This window comes from Haemophilus sp. HMSC066A11 (assembly GCF_001811665.1).
GTDB lineage: Bacteria > Pseudomonadota > Gammaproteobacteria > Enterobacterales > Pasteurellaceae > Haemophilus > Haemophilus influenzae.
Window position 1 is genome coordinate 1 of sequence record NZ_KV805851.1, and the last position, 18,383, is coordinate 18,383.

15 protein-coding genes and 3 tRNA genes are annotated in these 18,383 nt (G+C 38.6%); 10 read left to right on the top strand and 8 right to left on the bottom strand.

The window, feature by feature from the left end:
- The 3 genes from HMPREF2813_RS00560 to HMPREF2813_RS00570 form a co-directional block, all read left to right on the top strand.
- Nucleotides 1-2,118: heavy metal translocating P-type ATPase (locus HMPREF2813_RS00560; RefSeq protein WP_070646922.1), on the top strand; the 2,118-nt coding region annotated here is incomplete at its 5' end.
- Nucleotides 2,119-2,340: 222 nt separating this feature from the next.
- Entirely contained in the window at nt 2,341-3,579 is a 1,239-nt protein-coding gene (locus HMPREF2813_RS00565; protein ID WP_014550484.1) for an HAAAP family serine/threonine permease, read from the top strand.
- 34 nt (nt 3,580-3,613) lie between these two features.
- The gene (locus HMPREF2813_RS00570) at nt 3,614-4,981 is read left to right on the top strand and encodes an L-serine ammonia-lyase (RefSeq protein WP_005665313.1); all 1,368 of its coding nucleotides are present in this window, start codon (nt 3,614-3,616) and stop codon (nt 4,979-4,981) included.
- A 107-nt stretch (nt 4,982-5,088) separates the two neighbouring features.
- Here the strand turns inward: HMPREF2813_RS00570 and mtr are convergent, their stop codons facing one another.
- The 3 genes from mtr to HMPREF2813_RS00585 form a co-directional block, all read right to left on the bottom strand.
- The gene (gene mtr, locus HMPREF2813_RS00575; RefSeq protein WP_005656247.1) at nt 5,089-6,345 is read right to left on the bottom strand and encodes a tryptophan permease; all 1,257 of its coding nucleotides are present in this window, start codon (nt 6,343-6,345) and stop codon (nt 5,089-5,091) included.
- Nucleotides 6,346-6,461: 116 nt separating this feature from the next.
- Entirely contained in the window at nt 6,462-7,676 is a 1,215-nt protein-coding gene (locus HMPREF2813_RS00580) for a pyridoxal phosphate-dependent aminotransferase (RefSeq protein WP_011271965.1), read from the bottom strand.
- Nucleotides 7,630-8,043 (bottom strand): hypothetical protein, encoded by a 414-nt coding sequence (locus HMPREF2813_RS00585; RefSeq protein WP_229380856.1) that lies wholly within the window; start codon nt 8,041-8,043, stop codon nt 7,630-7,632. Before HMPREF2813_RS00585 ends, HMPREF2813_RS00580 begins: the two co-directional genes overlap by 47 nt.
- Here HMPREF2813_RS00585 and HMPREF2813_RS00590 point away from each other — a divergent pair.
- From HMPREF2813_RS00590 to HMPREF2813_RS00605, 4 genes are read left to right on the top strand one after another with little or no spacing between them, the layout of a single operon-like run.
- Nucleotides 7,947-9,104: an isochorismate synthase gene (locus HMPREF2813_RS00590; protein WP_230306249.1), complete on the top strand. Its 1,158-nt coding sequence runs from the start codon at nt 7,947-7,949 to the stop codon at nt 9,102-9,104. The two genes, HMPREF2813_RS00585 and HMPREF2813_RS00590, sit on opposite strands and share 97 nt — an antisense overlap.
- 15 nt (nt 9,105-9,119) lie before the next feature.
- Complete coding sequence (menD, locus tag HMPREF2813_RS00595) at nt 9,120-10,826, top strand: 2-succinyl-5-enolpyruvyl-6-hydroxy-3-cyclohexene-1-carboxylic-acid synthase (RefSeq protein WP_048946729.1); 1,707 nt, start codon at nt 9,120-9,122, stop codon at nt 10,824-10,826.
- 60 nt (nt 10,827-10,886) lie between these two features.
- Nucleotides 10,887-11,630 (top strand): 2-succinyl-6-hydroxy-2,4-cyclohexadiene-1-carboxylate synthase, encoded by a 744-nt coding sequence (gene menH, locus HMPREF2813_RS00600; RefSeq protein WP_048946730.1) that lies wholly within the window; start codon nt 10,887-10,889, stop codon nt 11,628-11,630.
- A 55-nt stretch (nt 11,631-11,685) separates the two neighbouring features.
- Complete coding sequence (locus HMPREF2813_RS00605) at nt 11,686-13,002, top strand: MFS transporter (protein ID WP_005689473.1); 1,317 nt, start codon at nt 11,686-11,688, stop codon at nt 13,000-13,002.
- A 224-nt stretch (nt 13,003-13,226) separates the two neighbouring features.
- Here HMPREF2813_RS00605 and udp read toward each other — a convergent pair whose 3' ends face one another.
- Entirely contained in the window at nt 13,227-13,985 is a 759-nt protein-coding gene (gene udp / locus HMPREF2813_RS00610) for a uridine phosphorylase (protein WP_048946731.1), read from the bottom strand.
- Nucleotides 13,986-14,222: 237 nt separating this feature from the next.
- On the opposite strand from udp, the gene HMPREF2813_RS00615 reads away from it, so the two are divergent.
- The 3 genes from HMPREF2813_RS00615 to HMPREF2813_RS00625 are packed head-to-tail and all read left to right on the top strand — an operon-like array spanning nt 14,223 to nt 16,179.
- Nucleotides 14,223-14,876 carry an MOSC domain-containing protein gene (locus HMPREF2813_RS00615; RefSeq protein WP_048946732.1) on the top strand — a complete coding sequence of 218 codons (654 nt, stop codon included), beginning with the start codon at nt 14,223-14,225 and terminating at the stop codon, nt 14,874-14,876.
- 11 nt (nt 14,877-14,887) lie between these two features.
- Nucleotides 14,888-15,373, top strand: coding sequence for a YchJ family protein (locus HMPREF2813_RS00620; RefSeq protein ID WP_042601444.1), 486 nt, complete (start codon nt 14,888-14,890; stop codon nt 15,371-15,373).
- Nucleotides 15,370-16,179, top strand: coding sequence for a virulence factor BrkB family protein (locus HMPREF2813_RS00625; protein ID WP_005656225.1), 810 nt, complete (start codon nt 15,370-15,372; stop codon nt 16,177-16,179). Before HMPREF2813_RS00620 ends, HMPREF2813_RS00625 begins: the two co-directional genes overlap by 4 nt.
- A 19-nt stretch (nt 16,180-16,198) precedes the next feature.
- On the opposite strand, the gene lpt6 is transcribed toward HMPREF2813_RS00625, so the two are convergent.
- The 4 genes from lpt6 to HMPREF2813_RS00645 form a co-directional block, all read right to left on the bottom strand.
- Nucleotides 16,199-17,854, bottom strand: a complete 1,656-nt coding sequence (gene lpt6, locus HMPREF2813_RS00630; protein WP_042601443.1) for a phosphoethanolamine transferase Lpt6 — start codon at nt 17,852-17,854, stop codon at nt 16,199-16,201.
- Between the two features lie 122 nt (nt 17,855-17,976).
- Nucleotides 17,977-18,052, bottom strand: a tRNA-Val gene (locus tag HMPREF2813_RS00635).
- A 52-nt stretch (nt 18,053-18,104) separates the two neighbouring features.
- Nucleotides 18,105-18,180: transfer RNA gene (locus HMPREF2813_RS00640), tRNA-Val, on the bottom strand.
- A gap of 43 nt (nt 18,181-18,223) precedes the next feature.
- Nucleotides 18,224-18,299: transfer RNA gene (locus HMPREF2813_RS00645), tRNA-Val, on the bottom strand.
- Nucleotides 18,300-18,383: the final 84 nt, after the last annotated feature.

Consider the following 18,383-nt stretch of genomic DNA (forward strand, 5'->3'; position numbering starts at 1 on the left):
ATGACCTGCCAATCTTGTGCCAATCGCATTGAAAAAGTTTTAAATAAAAAACCATTTGTGCAACAAGCGGGAGTGAATTTTGCCGTCGAAGAAGCACAAGTTGTATTTGACGCTACGCAAGCAAGCGAAACTCAAATTATCGAGATTATCCATAAAACAGGTTTTTCTGCTCATATCAAACAAGCCAATGAATTACCAATAGAAGAAAATACATCAATCCCTTGGCGATTAATCATACTTTGGATAATCAATATTCCATTTTTGATTGGTATGCTTGGAATGATGAGTGGCTCCCATCACTTAATGTTACCGCCGATTTGGCAATTTGCATTAGCAAGCATTGTGCAACTTTGGTTAGCCATTCCATTTTATCGCGGAGCAATCGGTAGTATTCGTGGTGGACTTGCCAATATGGATGTCCTTGTCAGTACAGGAACGCTCACTATTTATCTGTATTCTGCTTTTATGCTGTTTTACCACGCCAATCATGCAATGGGGCAGGTGTATTTTGAAGCTTCTGTAATGGTAATTGGTTTTGTCAGTCTTGGGAAATTTCTTGAAGATCGCACTAAAAAGCACAGCCTAAATAGCTTGAGTATGCTCTTGCAACTGACACCGAAAAAAGTCACTGTTTTACGTAATGACAAATGGACTGAAATTGCCCTTGACCAAGTCAATATCGGCGAAATCATTCGTGCGAATCAAGGCGAGCGTATTGCGGCAGACGGCATAATTGAAAGTGGAAATGGATGGTGTGATGAAAGCCATTTAACGGGCGAGTCTCGTCCAGAAGAAAAACAGAAAGGTGGAAAAGTATTAGCGGGGGCGATGGTAACAGAAGGTTCTATTATCTATCGAGCAAATCAGCTTGGTAGCCAAACCTTACTTGGCGATATGATGAATGCATTATCAGATGCACAAGGATCAAAAGCGCCAATCGCACGATTTGCTGACAAAGTTGCTTCCGTGTTTGTTCCTGTCGTTTTAGTGATTTCAATTGTTACTTTCGCACTCACTTATATTCTGACGAATGATAGTGTGTCTTCACTTATTCACGCGGTATCCGTGCTTGTGATTGCTTGCCCTTGTGCCTTGGGATTAGCCACACCAGCAGCCATAATGGTTGGTTTAGGTAAAGCAGTCAATGCTGGCGTATGGTTTAAAGATGCGGCTGCAATGGAGGAAACCGCCCACGTGGATACCGTTGTACTTGATAAAACTGGCACATTAACAAAAGGAGAGCTTGAAATCTCTGCTTTATGGCAGCCACAAAGTGCGGTGTATTCTGAAGACGATTTGTATCGTTTTGCAGCAGCAGTTGAACGACAAGCTAACCACCCAATTGCAAAAGCTATTGTGCAAGCAGCAGAACAAAAAATGTTAGAAATTCCCACCGCACTTTTTTCAAAGATGGAAGTGGGTCAAGGCATTCAAGCCGAATTAGAACAAGTGGGAACAATAAAAGTCGGTAAACCTGATTATTGCGGTTTAATCTTGCCTAAAAATTTAGAGGATATTTGGCAAATTGCGAGCATTGTCGCAGTATCCATAAATGATGAACCCATCGGTGCATTTGCACTGACGGATACTTTAAAAAACGATAGCTTGCACGCCATTCAATGCTTACAACGGCAAAATATTGATGTAGTGATTATGAGTGGCGATCAACAATCTGTGGTAGATTACATAGCGAAACAGCTCGGCATTAACAAAGCCTTTGGTGGACTCAGCCCTAGAGATAAGGCGGAACAAATCCAAAAGCTGAAAGCTCAAGGTCATATTGTCGCAATGGTAGGCGATGGAATAAATGATGCGCCTGCTTTAGCCGCGGCAAACGTCAGTTTTGCGATGAAATCAGGTTCAGATATTGCAGAACAAACTGCCTCGGCAACGCTTATGCAACATTCGGTGAATCAACTTGTGGATGCACTTTTTATTGCAATAGCAACCTTGAAAAATATCAAACAAAATCTATTTTTTGCTTTGATTTACAATATTCTCGGCATACCCCTTGCAGCTTTCGGTTTTCTTAGCCCTATAATCGCTGGTGCTGCTATGGCGTTGAGCTCAATTTCCGTATTGATGAACGCCTTAAGATTGAAAAAAGTGCGGTTCTAATTTCATCTATTTTTATACGCAATCGGTGTCGTCATCGCACCGATTTTTTTGTCGCTGAAAATTACCGCACTTTTTATAAAAAAATTTTAACTTGATCACAATTTTAGAATTTTCTCTTTGAGATTCTCTATTTATCGGCATAACATAATACTCAAATTTTGTTAGGGCATATTTTGCTCTACAAATTGACAAATTTAAGTAATTTATGCTTTGGAGCAAACTATGAAACCAACAGAAAAACTCAAATGGAACAAATTTGATGCAACATGGATGTTAAACCTTTTCGGTACGGCGGTTGGCGCGGGCGTATTGTTCTTGCCGATTAACGCAGGGATGGGTGGATTTTGGCCGTTAGTTTTAATGGCAATTATCGTCGGGCCAATGACTTATTTTGCTCACCGTGGCTTAGCCTACTTTGTACTTTCATCAAAAAATCCTGGCAGCGATATTACTGAAGTAGTGGAAGAACACTTTGGTAAAACAGCGGGTAAACTTATTACCTTACTTTATTTTTTCGCGATTTTCCCTATTCTGTTGATTTACGGTAACGGTATTACTAACACCGTAGATTCTTTTATTGTAAATCAACTTGGTATGGCATCACCAAATCGAGTCATTCTCTCTTTTGTATTAATTGCGGTATTGATTTCCGTGATGTTATTTAATGAAAAAGTGATGTTAAAAATCACAGAATGGCTTGTTTATCCGTTAGTCTTAATTTTATTTGTTCTTTCTATTTACTTAATTCCTGAATGGAATAGTGCCGTATTATATGAACTTCCAACAGCAGGCGGTTTCTTAACAACTTTATGGCTAACCATTCCCGTATTAGTATTTTCATTTAACCATTCACCAGCAATTTCATCTTTCACTTGCTCACAATTCCGTGAATACAAAACGTTTGAGGGTGCAGAACGCCATATCAGCCATACAGAAAAAGGCGCCTCAACGATTTTGTTATTCTTTGTAATGTTCTTCGTATTTAGCTGTGTACTAACATTAACACCTGAAGAATTAGTGGCAGCAAAAGAACAGAATATTAGTATCTTGTCTTTCTTAGCGAATAAATTTGATAATCCATATATCTCTTATTTTGGCCCGCTTGTTGCATTCTTAGCGATTACTAGTTCATTCTTCGGTCACTATATGGGGGCGCGTGAAGGCTTAGAAGGTTTATATTTAAAAATGAAAGGTGAAGCAGTAAATCGTAAAAAACTCAATTATGCGACCGCACTTTTCTTCTTATTAACGTTATGGGGCGTTGCGATTATTAATCCAAGTATCTTAGGCTTAATCGAATCTCTTGGCGGTCCAATCATTGCGATGATTTTGTTTATCATGCCAATGTACGCGATTCGAAAAATCCCAGCAATGAAACGCTACAGCGGACATTTCAGTAATGTATTTGTAACAATTATGGGGCTGATTGCTATTTCTGCAGTTGTTTATGGATTATTATAATCGCCTTTAATTTTTAACGAATTTTGAGAAATTTATGATTAGCGTATTTGATATGTTTAAAGTGGGAATTGGGCCATCCAGTTCCCACACGGTCGGTCCGATGAAAGCGGGTAAACAATTTATAGACGACTTAATTAAACGAAATCAATTTGAACAAACTACTGAAATTCACGTAGATGTGTACGGTTCTCTTTCAATGACAGGACGAGGACACAGTACAGATATTGCCATTATTATGGGGTTAGCGGGTTATTTACCACATAATGTGGATATTGATATGATTTCAGGCTTCATCGAGAAAGTGAAACAAACTGCGCTTTTACCCATTAATGTTGGTCAAAAGATAGTAAAATTTGATTTTGAAAATAATCTCATTTTCCACCGCACTTTTTTAAAATTGCACGAAAATGGCATGACAATTACCGCTCTTGATGAAAATCGCACAGAGCTTTATCGCCAAACCTATTATTCGATTGGGGGTGGTTTTATTGTCGATGAAGCCCATTTTGGCAAAGAAGAAAAAAACACAGTCCAAGTGCCTTATCCTTACAAAAATGCCGAAGATATTTTGAAACATTGTAGTGATAACGGCTTAATGCTTTCCACTGTGATGTTGGAAAATGAAATCGCATTGAATGGTAAAGAGGCTGTTAGTGCTCATCTAGAGAATGTCTGGAAAACGATGCAGGCTTGTATTGAACACGGTATTCACACAGAGGGTATTTTACCTGGCCCATTAAGAGTACCACGTCGTGCAGCTTCACTTTATCGTGCGTTGCAAGCAAATACGAATTTATCTAACGATCCAATGCGCGTAATCGACTGGGTCAATATGTTTGCGCTTGCTGTCAATGAAGAAAATGCAGCAGGTGGACGCGTGGTTACGGCACCAACTAACGGTGCGTGTGGGATTATTCCAGCGGTATTAGCTTACTATGAAAAATTCATCTCGCCATTAACACCTGAAATCATTGAACGCTATTTATTAGCCGCAGGGATGATTGGTTCACTTTATAAGATGAACGCTTCTATTTCTGGTGCAGAAGTGGGTTGTCAAGGCGAAGTGGGTGTAGCCTGTTCAATGGCTGCTGCGGGACTAGCTGAAATTTTGGGTGGCAATCCACTACAAGTATGCATCGCAGCTGAAATTGCAATGGAGCATAATTTAGGATTAACTTGCGACCCTGTCGGCGGTCAAGTTCAAGTACCTTGTATCGAACGCAATGCAATTGCTTCGGTTAAAGCGATCAATGCATCGCGTATGGCTTTACGCCGCACCACCAATCCAAGAGTAAGCTTAGATAAAGTGATTGAAACAATGTACGAAACAGGCAAAGATATGAATGCTAAGTATCGCGAAACATCTCAAGGCGGACTTGCAGTTAAGATTGTTTGTAACTAATAAAAAGTAAAATAATTAAGGGCTGATCTGCACGAATCAGTTGGACTACATAACCCACTGTTAAAGTGCAGATCGCTATTTAATAATTTAAATTTATTTTTTAAAACTTACCCAGTAAAACTTGCAAACCAACCTAAGTTTGCCCCAATTTGCGCCGCAATATTTAATATGCCAAATAACATTACAAAACCAATCATAAAATTTCCGCCGTATACTTTATAACTTGCTTGTGGGAATTTTTGACGGCTTGCTTTGGCAAGAAGTGCGGGGACAAGTGCAGCCCAAATTGTTGCTGCCAATCCAGCGTAACCAATGGCAATCACAAATCCATAAGGAAATTGCAGGCTTAGCAATAATGGCGGTAAAAAAGTAACAAGTGTTGTTTTTGTTCTGCCCAATAAGCTATCGTCAAATTTAAATAGATCCGCAATATAGTCAAATAACCCTAAAGTGACGCCTAAGAATGAAGTAGAAATTGCCATATAAGCAAAGAAATTTAATGCGACGGAAAGGTATTCCACTTCAATATATTTATGTAAAGCCTCTAATAATGCAGAAACATCGCCGCCTTTTTCAATGACTGGCGCAAATTCAGTGCGTGGTAAATTACCTTGTACAGCGAGCTGCCATAAGATGTAAATCACTAATGCTAAGCCCGTACCAATAAAGATCGATTTCATCACGCGACGACCATCACGATCGTAATATTTGACGAGACTCGGGACATTTCCGTGGAAACCAAACGACACGAGACAAACTGGAAGTGCGGCCAATAAATAAGGTAAATATGTTTGCTCACTTTCAGCAACGGTATTGAATAAAACTGCTGTTTTTACAGAGCTTAATAAACCAGTAGTAGAAAGGAAAAAAGCAACCACCATCCCGACAATTAACACGGTTGTGAAACGATCCACTGCTTTGGTTGAAAGCCATACAAAGGCTGCAAGAATAAGACAGAAAATTAAAGATCCTGAAGTTCGCCCAATATCTACCGCACTTTCAGCAGAACTGAATGCTTGGTTGAGCAGATTCTGTGTAATGCCTCCACCTGAGGTTATGTAGGCATAAGTCAAAATATACAAGACGAAAGCAACGGAAAGACCATTGATAGTATTCCAACTTTTTCCTAATAAATCTTTAACGATAGTGTCAAAACTTGAACCTGTTGGATAATGTAGATTAGCTTCTAGGATCATTAATCCTGAGGTTGTCATACAAAACCAAGTATAAATTAAAGCAAGAATTGAACCGATAAACCATACACCTGCCGTTGAAGTTGGGTTAGCCAGCATGCCTGCACCAATCGCTGTACCTGCAATGATCATTGCACCGCCTAAGAGAGAAGGAGATTTTTGTTGTATCATAAAATGCCTCTAAAATAAATTTGCACTATTATAATAGTACGCAAGGAAAGTGCAATATATTTATATCGATAAAAAGGGGACATTTAGTCCCCTTTGTAATGTTGTCAAAGCATTCATTATTGACGGTAATCCGACAAAAATCTTGCTAACTTTGTAATGGCTTCTTCAAGCTGATTCACATAAGGAAGGGTGACAACACGGAAGTGATCTGGCGAATGCCAATTAAATCCTTTACCGTGCACAAGTAGCACTTTTTCTTGGCGGAGTAAATCCAGCACCATTTTTTCATCACTGCGAATATTGAATTTTTTCACATCAATTTTCGGGAACATATACATCGCCCCCATTGGTTTCACGCAAGTAATGCCGGGTATTTGAGTGATGAGATCATAGGCTTTGTTTCGTTGCTCAAGTAATCGACCGCCCGGTAAAATAAATTCATTAATACTTTGATAGCCACCAAGTGCGGTTTGAATTGCATGTTGCATTGGTACGTTGGCACATAAACGCATTGATGCCAGCATATCCAAGCCTTCAATATAACCTTTCGCATTATGTTTTGGACCGTTTAAAATCATCCAGCCTTGGCGGAAGCCTGCAACTCGATAAGCTTTTGATAACCCATTCAGCGTAACGGTTAATAAATCAGGAGCTAGTGCGGCAATGTGATGATGCACCGCGCCATCATATAAAATTTTGTCGTAGATTTCGTCTGCGAAGATAATCAAATTATTTTGACGCGCGATTTCCACTATTTCTTGTAATAATTCTTTGCTATACACAGCACCCGTTGGGTTGTTCGGGTTGATGATAACAATCGCTTTAGTTTTCGCATTCACCTTTGCTTTAATATCATCAATAGCGGGAAACCAATTTGCTTCTTCATCACAGAGATAATGCACTGCTTTACCGCCAGAAAGGGTTACCGCAGCAGTCCAAAGCGGATAATCAGGCATCGGCACGAGTACTTCATCGCCATCATTGAGCAGTGCTTGCATAGCCATTGTGATAAGCTCAGATACGCCGTTACCAATATACACATCATTGACGGTCGCGCCGAGAATCCCTTTTGATTGGTAATATTGAACAATGGCTTTACGAGCAGAATATAACCCTTTTGAATCACAGTAGCCTTGAGCTGATGGCAAATTACGTAGCACATCCACTAAAATTTCATCTGGTGCTTCAAAACCGAAAGGGGCTGGGTTGCCGATATTAAGTTTTAAAATTTTATTGCCTTCTTCTTCTAAGCGTAGTGCTTCTTTATGCACAGGCCCGCGAATGTCATAACATACGTGTTCTAATTTGTCGGATTTTGGGAATAATCGCATAGTGAAATCCTTTTGTTTCTAATAAATTTTTCGAGAAAAGTGCGGTTAATTTACGCTGAATTTTTAATATTGAAAAGATTTTGTAAAAAAATTTTTTGTCATTAACAATCTGCGGTAGAATACGGCTAATTTTTTGTGTATTTAAAACAAAATCTAATGAGTTATTTAGCGCAGGCAATAGGCGAGTTAAAATCGCAAATTCACGCATATTTACAGCAATCAACGAATGAACTTGTCCGTTTTCAGGTAAAACTGGACAAGGTCGATTTGTTGGCGTGGCTGAAAGGTCAATCTGCGTATCCTCAATTTTATTTACATTTTCGTGATGAAGAAAAAGCACTGGCTGCGCTTGGGGCAGTGCAGTCATTTTCACAGTTAAATTTAGCGCAAGAGTTTATTGAAGAAAGTGGTTTTCCACTGGTCGGCGGTTTGCAATTTCAAGGCACTGCACAATTTGTATTACCCAAAATGCTTGTTGAACAGGATAATAAAGGCACGTTGGTATCCTTTTTTGTGAAAGATGAGCAAAGTGCGAATGATACTTTAGCCCACCTCAAAACTTTTGAAAATCTCACCGCACTTTCTGCGTTGCCAAAACAAATTCCTTTGCATACAGAGCCTCGAGCTAATGAAAGAACTTGGTGTGATTGGGTCAATCAGGCTTTGGTAGAAATTAAAAGTGGAGAGCTGACAAAAATTGTGTTAGCCAATGAAACCACTTTTCATTTAAAGCAAGCGATTAATGCGTACGATTTTTTAGCAGAAAGCGAAAAACAAAATCAAGGTTGTTATCATTTTTTATGGGCTGAAAATTCTCATTCGGTTTTTGTTGGTTCTACGCCAGAACGCCTATTTGCTCGTGAGTATAATTTGTTGCTAACAGAGGCTTTGGCGGGGACAGCATCAGTTTCTGAAAGTGAGGAAGAAACGCAATCTCAAGCCAATTGGTTGTTAAATGATGAGAAAAATTTAAAAGAAAATTGGTTGGTTGTAGAAGATATTTCGCAGAATTTACGTAAGCAAGTAGAAAGTTTTGATGTAAGCAATGTGGAATTGAAACCGTTACGTAAAGTACAACATTTGATTCGTAAAATTCGTGCAAATTTGACCGCACATTATGCAGATGTAAATATATTAAAAGCGATTCATCCTACAGCTGCAGTATCTGGTTTGCCACAGCAACAAGCCAAAATGATTTTGTCAGAAATCGAAACCTTTGATCGAGGCTGGTATGCGGGAACATTGGGCGTGATGAGCGATGTATGTTCAGAGTTTTGTGTGGCGATTCGTTCTGCTTTTATTGAAGGTCATCGTATTCGAGTATTTGCTGGCGCGGGCATTGTGGCAGGCTCGCAGCCATTGGAAGAATGGAAAGAAATTGAACGTAAAGCAGCAGGGTTAATTTCCTTGTTTGCAGAAGAAAAATGATAACGGAGAAAAAAAATGTCGGTAAGCGTGTTTAATCGTTGTTGGTCGAAAGTGATTTTAGAAACCTTGGTGCGCCAAGGCGTTTCTCACGTTTGTATCGCGCCAGGTTCGCGTTCGACACCTTTAACTCTAGAAGCCGTACGTTTGCAAAATGCAGGTTCAGTCACTTGTCATACGCATTTTGATGAACGCGGTTTAGGTTTTTTTGCTTTGGGTATTGCTAAGGCAACTCAATCGCCTGTTGCAATTATTGTTACATCAGGCACGGCGACTGCAAACCTTTATCCGGCAATTATTGAAGCACGCCAAACTGGTGTGAATTTATTTGTTTTAACTGCTGATCGTCCACCAGAACTTTGGGAGTGCGGTGCAAATCAAGCTATTTTGCAACAAAATATGTTTGGTCAGTATCCAGTTGCAAATGTTAATTTACCTAAACCGAATGCTGATTATTCTGCGCAGTGGTTAATTTCTCTACTTGAACAGGCAGCTTTCCAACAAAAACAACAAAGTGGCGTTGTTCATATTAATGTACCATTCGCCGAGCCACTTTATGATGCAACTGATGAGGCGGTAGATTCTCACCCTTGGCTGCTGCCGTTACAACGCTGGTTAATTCAAAATAAGTCTTGGATAAATGTAGAAGTCCAACAAAACGAAGTATTAATGCATGAAAATTGGGATTATTGGCGTACCAAACGTGGTGTCGTTGTGGTTGGTCAATTACCTGCAGAACAAGCGATGGGCATTAATGCTTGGGCAAGTGCTATGGGCTGGGTGTTACTGACGGATATTCAATCTGGTGTTGTTCCAACGACGCCTTATGAAGATATTTGGCTAGCAAACCAAACTGTTCGTGAAAAACTTCTGCAAGCTGATATTGTGATTCAATTTGGTGCACGCTTTATTAGTAAACGCATTAATCAATTCTTACAGGCGTTTAAAGGGGAATTTTGGTTGGTTGAACAAAGCGGTAAGGCATTAGATCCTTATCATCATTCGCTGACAAGATTCAATGCTAAAGCACATCATTGGTTGCGTGCACATCCACCTTTACGCCAAAAGCCTTGGTTGCTTGAGCCATTAGCTTTATCTAAGTTCTGTGCGACCTTTATTGAACAGCAAGTAGGCGGAAATTTAACGGAAGCCTCGCTCGCATTACGTTTACCAACACTTTTACCTTATAACGGTGTTTTATTTTTAGGTAATAGTTTACTTGTTCGTCTGGTTGATGCACTAACGCAATTACCAGAAAGTTATCCCGTTTATACTAATCGTGGCGCGAGTGGAATTGATGGTTTATTGGCTACTGCTGCGGGAATTAGTATCGGTTCAAATAAACCTGTTGTTGCGGTGATTGGCGATACCTCCACTTTATATGATTTGAATTCTGTCTCATTATTCAAAAACGTTACGCAACCAACGGTAATTTTTGTGATCAATAATAATGGTGGCGCGATTTTTGATATGTTACCTGTGGATGAACAAGTCAAAGATCAGTTCTATCGATTACCGCATAATGGCGATTTTTCTCAAATCGCGGCAATGTTCGATCTCAAATACGCTCATCCTTATACTTGGGCAGATCTTAATTCCATTGTTAAACAGGCTTATAGCCGTCGTAAGGCAACGTTAATTGAAATTAAAACGAATCCGAGTGATGGTAGTAGTTTGTATAAACGCTTAATCGAGCAAATTAGTCACGCCGTGATTGGTGCTTAAGTATTCTGTAGGCGGGCTTTGGTCCGCCATATTTTATTACTTCTATCAATAATCCCTTCAATGATAAACATCATTTTTCTTCACGGACTTCTTGGTACAAAAAACGACTGGCAAAAAGTCATTAAAAATTTACCGCACTTTAATTGTATTCCGCTAGATTTGCCTTTTCATGGACAAGCCAAAGGCGTTGAAGTTACAAATTTTGAAGAAACGGCGGAGTATTTATCTCAGCAAATTAAAAGTGCGGTAAAAAATGAACCCTATTTTCTTGTTGGGTATTCTCTAGGCGGACGGATCGCTTTGTATTATGCGCTGCAAGCTCAGGTGGAACGATCTAATTTGCAAGGCGTTATTTTAGAAGGGGCGAATCTAGGTTTAAAAACCGACGAAGAAAAACAGGCTCGTTTCCAGCAAGATTTTGCTTGGTCGCAACGTTTTATACAAGAATTGCCAGAAAATGTGTTAAATGATTGGTATCAACAGCCCGTGTTTTCCCATTTGACTGCAGAAGAAAGACTGCAGTTAGTTGAAAAACGAAAATCAAATTGTGGAGAAAATATTGGCAAAATGTTGTTGGCGACAAGTCTATCCAAGCAACCTGATTTTAGTGAAAAAGTGCGGTTAAGTTCTTTGCCATTTTTTTATTTTTGTGGCGAACGAGATCATAAATTTCAAACTATTGCGAAAGAAAATCAAATTAATTTAGTGACAATTCCCTGCGCTGGACATAACTCACATTTAGAAAATTCAAAATATTTCTCTAAAAAAATAGAAAATTGCATATTAAAAATTGCTAGACCTTAGTTAAAATGCTAGGATTTACCCCTTTCTTTTTATAATAAACTTCTAGGAAAACACAATGTCTACACAACTTCGCAATAATCCGATGAAAGTGGCGTTAGCCTCGATGGTCGGTACAGCAATCGAATTTTTTGATTATTATATCTATGCGGCTGCCGCTGTATTAGTTTTTAATACGCAATTCTTCCAAAGCGATGATCCGCTTTCTAATGACTTACTTTCTCTTTCTACGCTTGCACTTGCATTTTTTGCACGTCCTATTGGTTCGGCATTATTTGGTCACTTCGGCGATAAAATCGGTCGTAAAAAAACCTTGGTCGCCTCCCTTGTTTTAATGGGTGGTTCAACGGTAGTAATTGGTTTACTTCCTAACTATGCTCAAATTGGTATTTGGGCGCCGATTTTGCTTTGCGTATGCCGTGTCGGTCAAGGTATTGGACTTGGTGGCGAATGGGGTGGTGCTGCTTTAGTTGCAACAGAAAATGCGCCAGAAGGAAAACGAGCTTGGTACGGTACTTTCCCTCAATTAGGCGCACCAATTGGTTTATTTGTCGCTAATGGAACGTTCTTCTTAGTTAGCTATTTACTTGGTCATAATGCACTTGTTGAATGGGCGTGGCGTATTCCGTTTGTCTCTTCCATTTTATTAGTTGCAGTTGGCTTATATGTTCGCTTAACTTTACACGAAAGCCACGTATTTGTGGAAGCAGAGCAAAAAGGCAAAAAATTGAATGCACCAGTGAGTGTTGTGTTTACCAAACACTTAAAACCAATGATCATTGGTACATTTATTATGGTGGCAACTTATTCTCTGTTTTACATTATGACGGCTTTTGCACAGGCATATTCTCGAACAGCGCCAAAGCTTTCTGAGGCAGGTTATGCGCTTGGCTTAGGTATCCCAGCAAATACATTTACTGGCTTGTTATTAATTAGTGCCATTGTATTTGGTATTTTTATCAGTATTTCTGGTGTTTATGCCGATAAAATCGGTCGTCGTAAATGGTTGATTTGGGTAACTATTGCTATCGGTGTGCTTGGTTTAGCAATGCCGTTATTCTTAGAAAATGGCACACCAGTTAGCGTATTTGCATTTTTAGTGATTGGTATGGCGATTATGGGAATGACATTTGGTCCAATGGCTGCGCTATTGCCAGAGTTATTTCCAACGGAAGTACGTTATTCAGGTGCCTCTCTTGCCTATAATTTGGCATCAATTATTGGTGCAACAATTGCGGCGATGATTTCTTTAAAAATTAATGCGTCATTTGGTGTAATGGGCGTAGGGATTTATTTAGCAATCAATGTATTAATGACTCTCTTGGCATTATTAGCCTCAAAAGAGACTAAAAATGTAGATTTAACAGAAATCTAATTTTAGTCGTCAATATTTCAGGTTATTTAGCCTTTAGAAATAGTTTATTTAGAACTTATATCAAGTTTAGGTTTTAATGCCAACGAGCAAATAGACTACTTTGATTAAATTGATCAGAAGATCGCAGTTTGTTAATAAAAAATCTGCACCTTACTTCGTTAGAAAATAAATCTAATTAAGGTGCAGAATAAAATAAGGTTTTATTGCTTCAAATAAATATTAATTTAACTTAACAACGCTTGTGCAGCTGCGATCACAACAGACACAGCTTTTTCTTCCGTTTGCTTTATTGTTGCTTCATTTGGAATTTCTTGTTGAGTACGGTTTACAATCACGCCTGCAACCATTCCTGCACGTAAACCCAATGCACTACACATAGTGAACAATGTTGAGGATTCCATTTCGTAGTTCATTACATTCAAATCTTGCCATTGTTTAAGTAGCCCTTGGTAATCACGATATACTTTACCGCTATAGGTATCATAACGTTCTTGACCAGGATAGAATGTATCAGATGATGCAGTTACGCCTACATAAGGCTCGATACCTTTTGCTTTCGCTGCATTATAAAGTGCGGTTGTACATTCAAAGTTTGCCACAGCGGGATATTCTAAAGGTGCGAAATGACAGCTTGCACCATCTAAGCGAACAGAAGCGGTTGTGATAAGAACATCGCCTACATTAATGTGCGGTTGAATTGCACCCGTTGTACCAATACGTAAGAAAGTACGTACACCAAGTTGAGCCAGTTCTTCCACACAAATTGATGTTGAAGGGCCACCAATACCCGTAGAACATACAACAATAGGCTGACCATTGACATAACCTAACCACGATGTAAATTCACGCGTGCTTGCAAGAAACTCTGGGTTATCAAGTTGTTTCGCAATACGCTCACTGCGCGCAGGATCGCCTGGAACAATAGCGAGTGTTGCGCCTTTAAGTTGTGCTTTAGTGAGGTTTAAGTGAAATACGTCTGACATAATAAATCTCCTTATTATCATTGAACGTGATGATTTCGCCCTTAGGAAAAATCTTATTGTAAAGAAAAGAAATAAAACATTTTTAGAAAATTTTGTTTTCTCTTTCAAACATTTTCATTATTTCCTTTTCATTTTTCTGATAACGAATAATAAGTAAAAAAAAAAGTGCGGTCAAAAAGTTAAACGTTTTCGGTTATAATTCCACGTAAATTTTTTCTAGAACAAGCGAAAAATAAAATGAATGCAAAAATTTTAGTTATAAAAGTGGGACAAGTTGAAACCCTAACCTTTTCCGATGGAAGCCAGTATGAAAGCGCGATTCGTAAAAAAGTTGTGCCATCGGTAAAAATTCATTCTCTTGGTGCGGAAGGAAACGATGTTGGTTTGAAAAAACATCATGGTGGTGTAGATAAATCTCTCTTTTTTATGTCGGCAGATTCTTTTAATAAATTAAATGCTTTATTAAATAAAGATTTTTCTTATATGGATACTGCGACATACGGAGAAAATTTTGTCGTATCAGGCTTGAATGAAGACAATGTGTGTATTGGCGATCGTTATCAAATCGGTTCAACCATTTTAGAAGTATCCCAGCCACGCAAACCTTGCGAACGTTTATCAAAAAATACGGAAAACGAAGAGACTCGTGATATTGTTTATAAAACCGGGCTCAGTGGATGGTATGTTCGCGTCATTAAAGCGGGAGAAATTAGACAAGGTGATGAATTGAAATTGCTCGCGCGCCCTTATCCGCAAGTAACAATTCGCCATTTAAATCGCTTGTTATCCTCACCTGAAAATGAAGCTGAACTAGAAGCAGCATTAGATATTGAAGTATTAGCTGAAGCCTTTAAACGCTCAATTCGCTCACAAGTATCGAAATTCAAATAACAGAGATAAATATGTCAGAAATTTCAACCGCACTTTCTTTAGAAAATTGTCCTTGTCAATCTGGTCATCATTATGCAGATTGTTGTGGCAAATTTCATTTAAAACAAGCATTTCCCGAAACGGCAGAGCAACTTATGCGTTCACGTTATACGGCTTACGTTTTAAAAAATATACCTTATATTGTTGCAACAACTGTACCAAGCCAACAAACTTTATTAGAAACTAGTTTATTACAAGAATGGGCGGACAACACCGTGTGGCTAGGATTAGAAATTCTAAAAACGGAAAGCCTTACAAAAACTCAAAGTGCGGTGGAATTTAAGGCGATTTTTCAAGGCGAAGATTGTGAACAAGTCCATCAAGAACGGTCAATTTTTGTGAAAATTGAAGATCGTTGGTATTTTGTTGATCCGACAGTATCCTTGCCTACAATGAAACAACCTTGTGTATGTGGTTCGGGTAAAAAATTTAAATATTGTTGTGGGGGATTTCTATGATTTCATTAAAAAATTTTGGATTATTATTTTGGAAACGTTTTTCAGAAAATAAACTTAATCAAGTAGCTGGCGCATTGACTTATAGCACAATGTTAGCAATGGTTCCTTTGGTTATGGTTATTTTTTCTATTTTCTCTGCTTTTCCTGTATTCAATGAAGTGACGGGAGAATTGAAAGAAATGATTTTCACTAATTTTGCACCATCAGCGAGTGATATGGTGGGCGAATATATCGATCAATTTGTATCAAACTCAAAGAAAATGAGTGCGGTGGGAATTGTGAGTTTAATTGCCGTTGCCTTGATGCTAATTAATAACATCGACCGAACACTAAATAGTATTTGGCACAATAGTCAATCTCGCTCTCCGCTTTCTTCTTTTGCGATTTATTGGATGATTTTGACACTTGGCCCACTTATTATTGGCGTGAGCATTGGGATTAGTTCGTATATTAAAATAATGTTTGAGCAATCGGAACATTTATCATTAGGCTTAAAATTGCTCAGTTTTGTGCCTTTTTTATTTACTTGGTTTATTTTTACGCTTATTTATACGGTTGTACCGAATAAAAAAGTGAAAATTAAGCATTCAGCTTACGGTGCATTTCTTGCCGCGATTTTTTTCACTCTTGGTAAACAAGCATTTACTTGGTATATCGTCACTTTTCCCTCTTATCAATTAATTTACGGTGCAATGGCAACTTTACCAATTATGTTATTGTGGATTCAAATAAGTTGGCTTGTGGTGCTAGTTGGTGCGCAATTAGCTTCAACCTTAGATGAAATTGGCGAGCAGATCGAGCAATAATGCTCGATCTATAAGAAAATTATCTGGCAATCGCCAATGTTTGATATAAATAATGGCGATAATCATTGAGTAGCTGAATATCAGAAGAATCTTCCAATTTTCCGTAACTTAGTTTACACATTGTCATATTCGCTTTCATAAATTCATCTTCTGCTGATAATCCTGCTACATTCATCAAAATACCTCCAGCAAAAGCAAGATCTAAAAACTTTTGTTCTTGCTTAAATTGACGACTACAATTACTTCTTACAACAAATTGCGTCACATAATCGGGCTGTGCATAATCCCCTTTCTTCGGAGGGATAGTATTATCAAATGCTACTTGATGATCGCCAAAATAGCCTAGCACAAAAGGTTTTTTACGTTCGTGTAAATAGTTATTCATTCCTTCAATCGCATCATTCAATGCGACAATACGTTGAGTATAGTCATTCAATGCAGAAATACTTTTAGCCCCTAAATTAGGCATTTGAAGATTAAATATATTTTCCATGCCCAATTCGTATGGACCATGTTCACGCATAGTCAATACATAAACAAACATTGGCTGATCTACATTTTCTAACGCTGGATGCTGTTTTTCCAAAATCATTCGGGTGAACTTCATCATTTCTTTACTACTAATATCCCAAAGATTTTTACTGATAGGTGCAGGATAACCAAGGTCTTGAGGCTGTAACATCAAATCAAAACCAAAATGATCATAAGCAGATTTCGCATTGTAATTACCTTTTGTAAAAGGCGACAAGGCAACACAAAAATATCCTTGAGCTTTTAGATTTTTCACTAAACCTGATTGCAAGTGCGGTACAACAGAATAAAAAACGCCACTTGCTAACGCCCCAAAATCGGTTGAAGGCACACCGGCTAAAAAAGCAAATTCTGATTTCCACGTCGCACCAGCAAAAGTATGTACACGCAACGGCGAAGCAAATACTGTATCATTTTGGGGTTCAAACATGGAAAGTGGTGGAATAGATTGCTGACTAAAAGCAAATTGATGAGGGTTCAGCGTGGATTCCATTAATGTTACAACAATATCGGGTTTTGTTTCAGATAGGTTGTTTGTATCAAATGAAAGTGCGGTCATTTTTTCAATAAAATTTTGGCTATTGCCATCAAAATTTGGCACTTTGAAAAAAATACCGCGGCAAGACATTGGTAAATTCAAAAACACATCACGACCATCATCGGGCAAAGAATCTAACCAAACTTGCACCGCACTTGGATTTTTAGAATAATGCCACATCAAGCTAAAGCTAACGATAAACAATAACGCCCCAATGCTGTTACCCAATACCCCTAAAGACTCGGCATCATTAAAACCCAAAATAGCATAACCTAATAACGCCAGTAGCCCAATAACGCCAAACAACGCGCCTTTATAATGAATTAAGGTTTCCCAATTTCGCCAATCCACCACAAGAAAGAAATCTGAAATTAACAAAGGCTGTTTGTAATAATGAATTTTTAAACGATGAAATAACATCAGTACCACAAAAAGCACAGATGAAAAATTTAAAGCACGTTGCCATTGGCTGGAAACCATAAGCATACCGCCAAATAAAAAAGTAAAAAGCGTAATAGCAAAGAAATAAGTCCAACGATAATGGGAGTTTACGATAAAAATCACTGCCGCAATCGTGAATAAAGCTAAGAAAATATAAGCGATCATAAATTTTCCCTATGATATATAAACAGTTTAAAATTAGATATGACAATGCCAGCGCACTTTATCACGTAAACGTAATAGATTGAACGGGAAAAGGAAATTATTTGGATAATTTGAAAATAAAGTGGTGGGCGATACCGGTCTCGAACCAGTGACCCCCTCCTTGTAAGGGAGGTGCTCTCCCAACTGAGCTAATCGCCCGATAATATTAAGGCAAAACCCTAAATTTTCGGTTTATTTAAACACTTTTAAGTGGTGGGCGATACCGGTCTCGAACCAGTGACCCCCTCCTTGTAAGGGAGGTGCTCTCCCAACTGAGCTAATCGCCCGCTTGGTCAAACTTAGTAACATTAAGAACACTTTTTAGAGAAGTGGTGGGCGATACCGGTCTCGAACCAGTGACCCCCTCCTTGTAAGGGAGGTGCTCTCCCAACTGAGCTAATCGCCCACTAGAAAGCGTTTAAATATAAAGGGAAAGTTTGAGCGGAAAGGACACTTTAGAAAAGTGGTGGGCGATACCGGTCTCGAACCA

Coding starts and splice junctions, on each gene's coding strand:
- mtr (WP_005656247.1), bottom strand. CDS start 6,345: ATGATACAACAAAAATCTCCTTCTCTCTTAGGCGGTGCAATGATCATT.
- udp (WP_048946731.1), bottom strand. CDS start 13,985: ATGTCAGACGTATTTCACTTAAACCTCACTAAAGCACAACTTAAAGGC.
- HMPREF2813_RS00570 (WP_005665313.1), top strand. CDS start 3,614: ATGATTAGCGTATTTGATATGTTTAAAGTGGGAATTGGGCCATCCAGT.
- HMPREF2813_RS00585 (WP_229380856.1), bottom strand. CDS start 8,043: ATGACTGCACTGCCCCAAGCGCAGCCAGTGCTTTTTCTTCATCACGAA.
- menD (WP_048946729.1), top strand. CDS start 9,120: ATGTCGGTAAGCGTGTTTAATCGTTGTTGGTCGAAAGTGATTTTAGAA.
- HMPREF2813_RS00615 (WP_048946732.1), top strand. CDS start 14,223: ATGAATGCAAAAATTTTAGTTATAAAAGTGGGACAAGTTGAAACCCTA.
- HMPREF2813_RS00565 (WP_014550484.1), top strand. CDS start 2,341: ATGAAACCAACAGAAAAACTCAAATGGAACAAATTTGATGCAACATGG.
- HMPREF2813_RS00620 (WP_042601444.1), top strand. CDS start 14,888: ATGTCAGAAATTTCAACCGCACTTTCTTTAGAAAATTGTCCTTGTCAA.
- HMPREF2813_RS00605 (WP_005689473.1), top strand. CDS start 11,686: ATGTCTACACAACTTCGCAATAATCCGATGAAAGTGGCGTTAGCCTCG.
- menH (WP_048946730.1), top strand. CDS start 10,887: ATGATAAACATCATTTTTCTTCACGGACTTCTTGGTACAAAAAACGAC.
- lpt6 (WP_042601443.1), bottom strand. CDS start 17,854: ATGATCGCTTATATTTTCTTAGCTTTATTCACGATTGCGGCAGTGATT.
- HMPREF2813_RS00580 (WP_011271965.1), bottom strand. CDS start 7,676: ATGCGATTATTCCCAAAATCCGACAAATTAGAACACGTATGTTATGAC.
- HMPREF2813_RS00625 (WP_005656225.1), top strand. CDS start 15,370: ATGATTTCATTAAAAAATTTTGGATTATTATTTTGGAAACGTTTTTCA.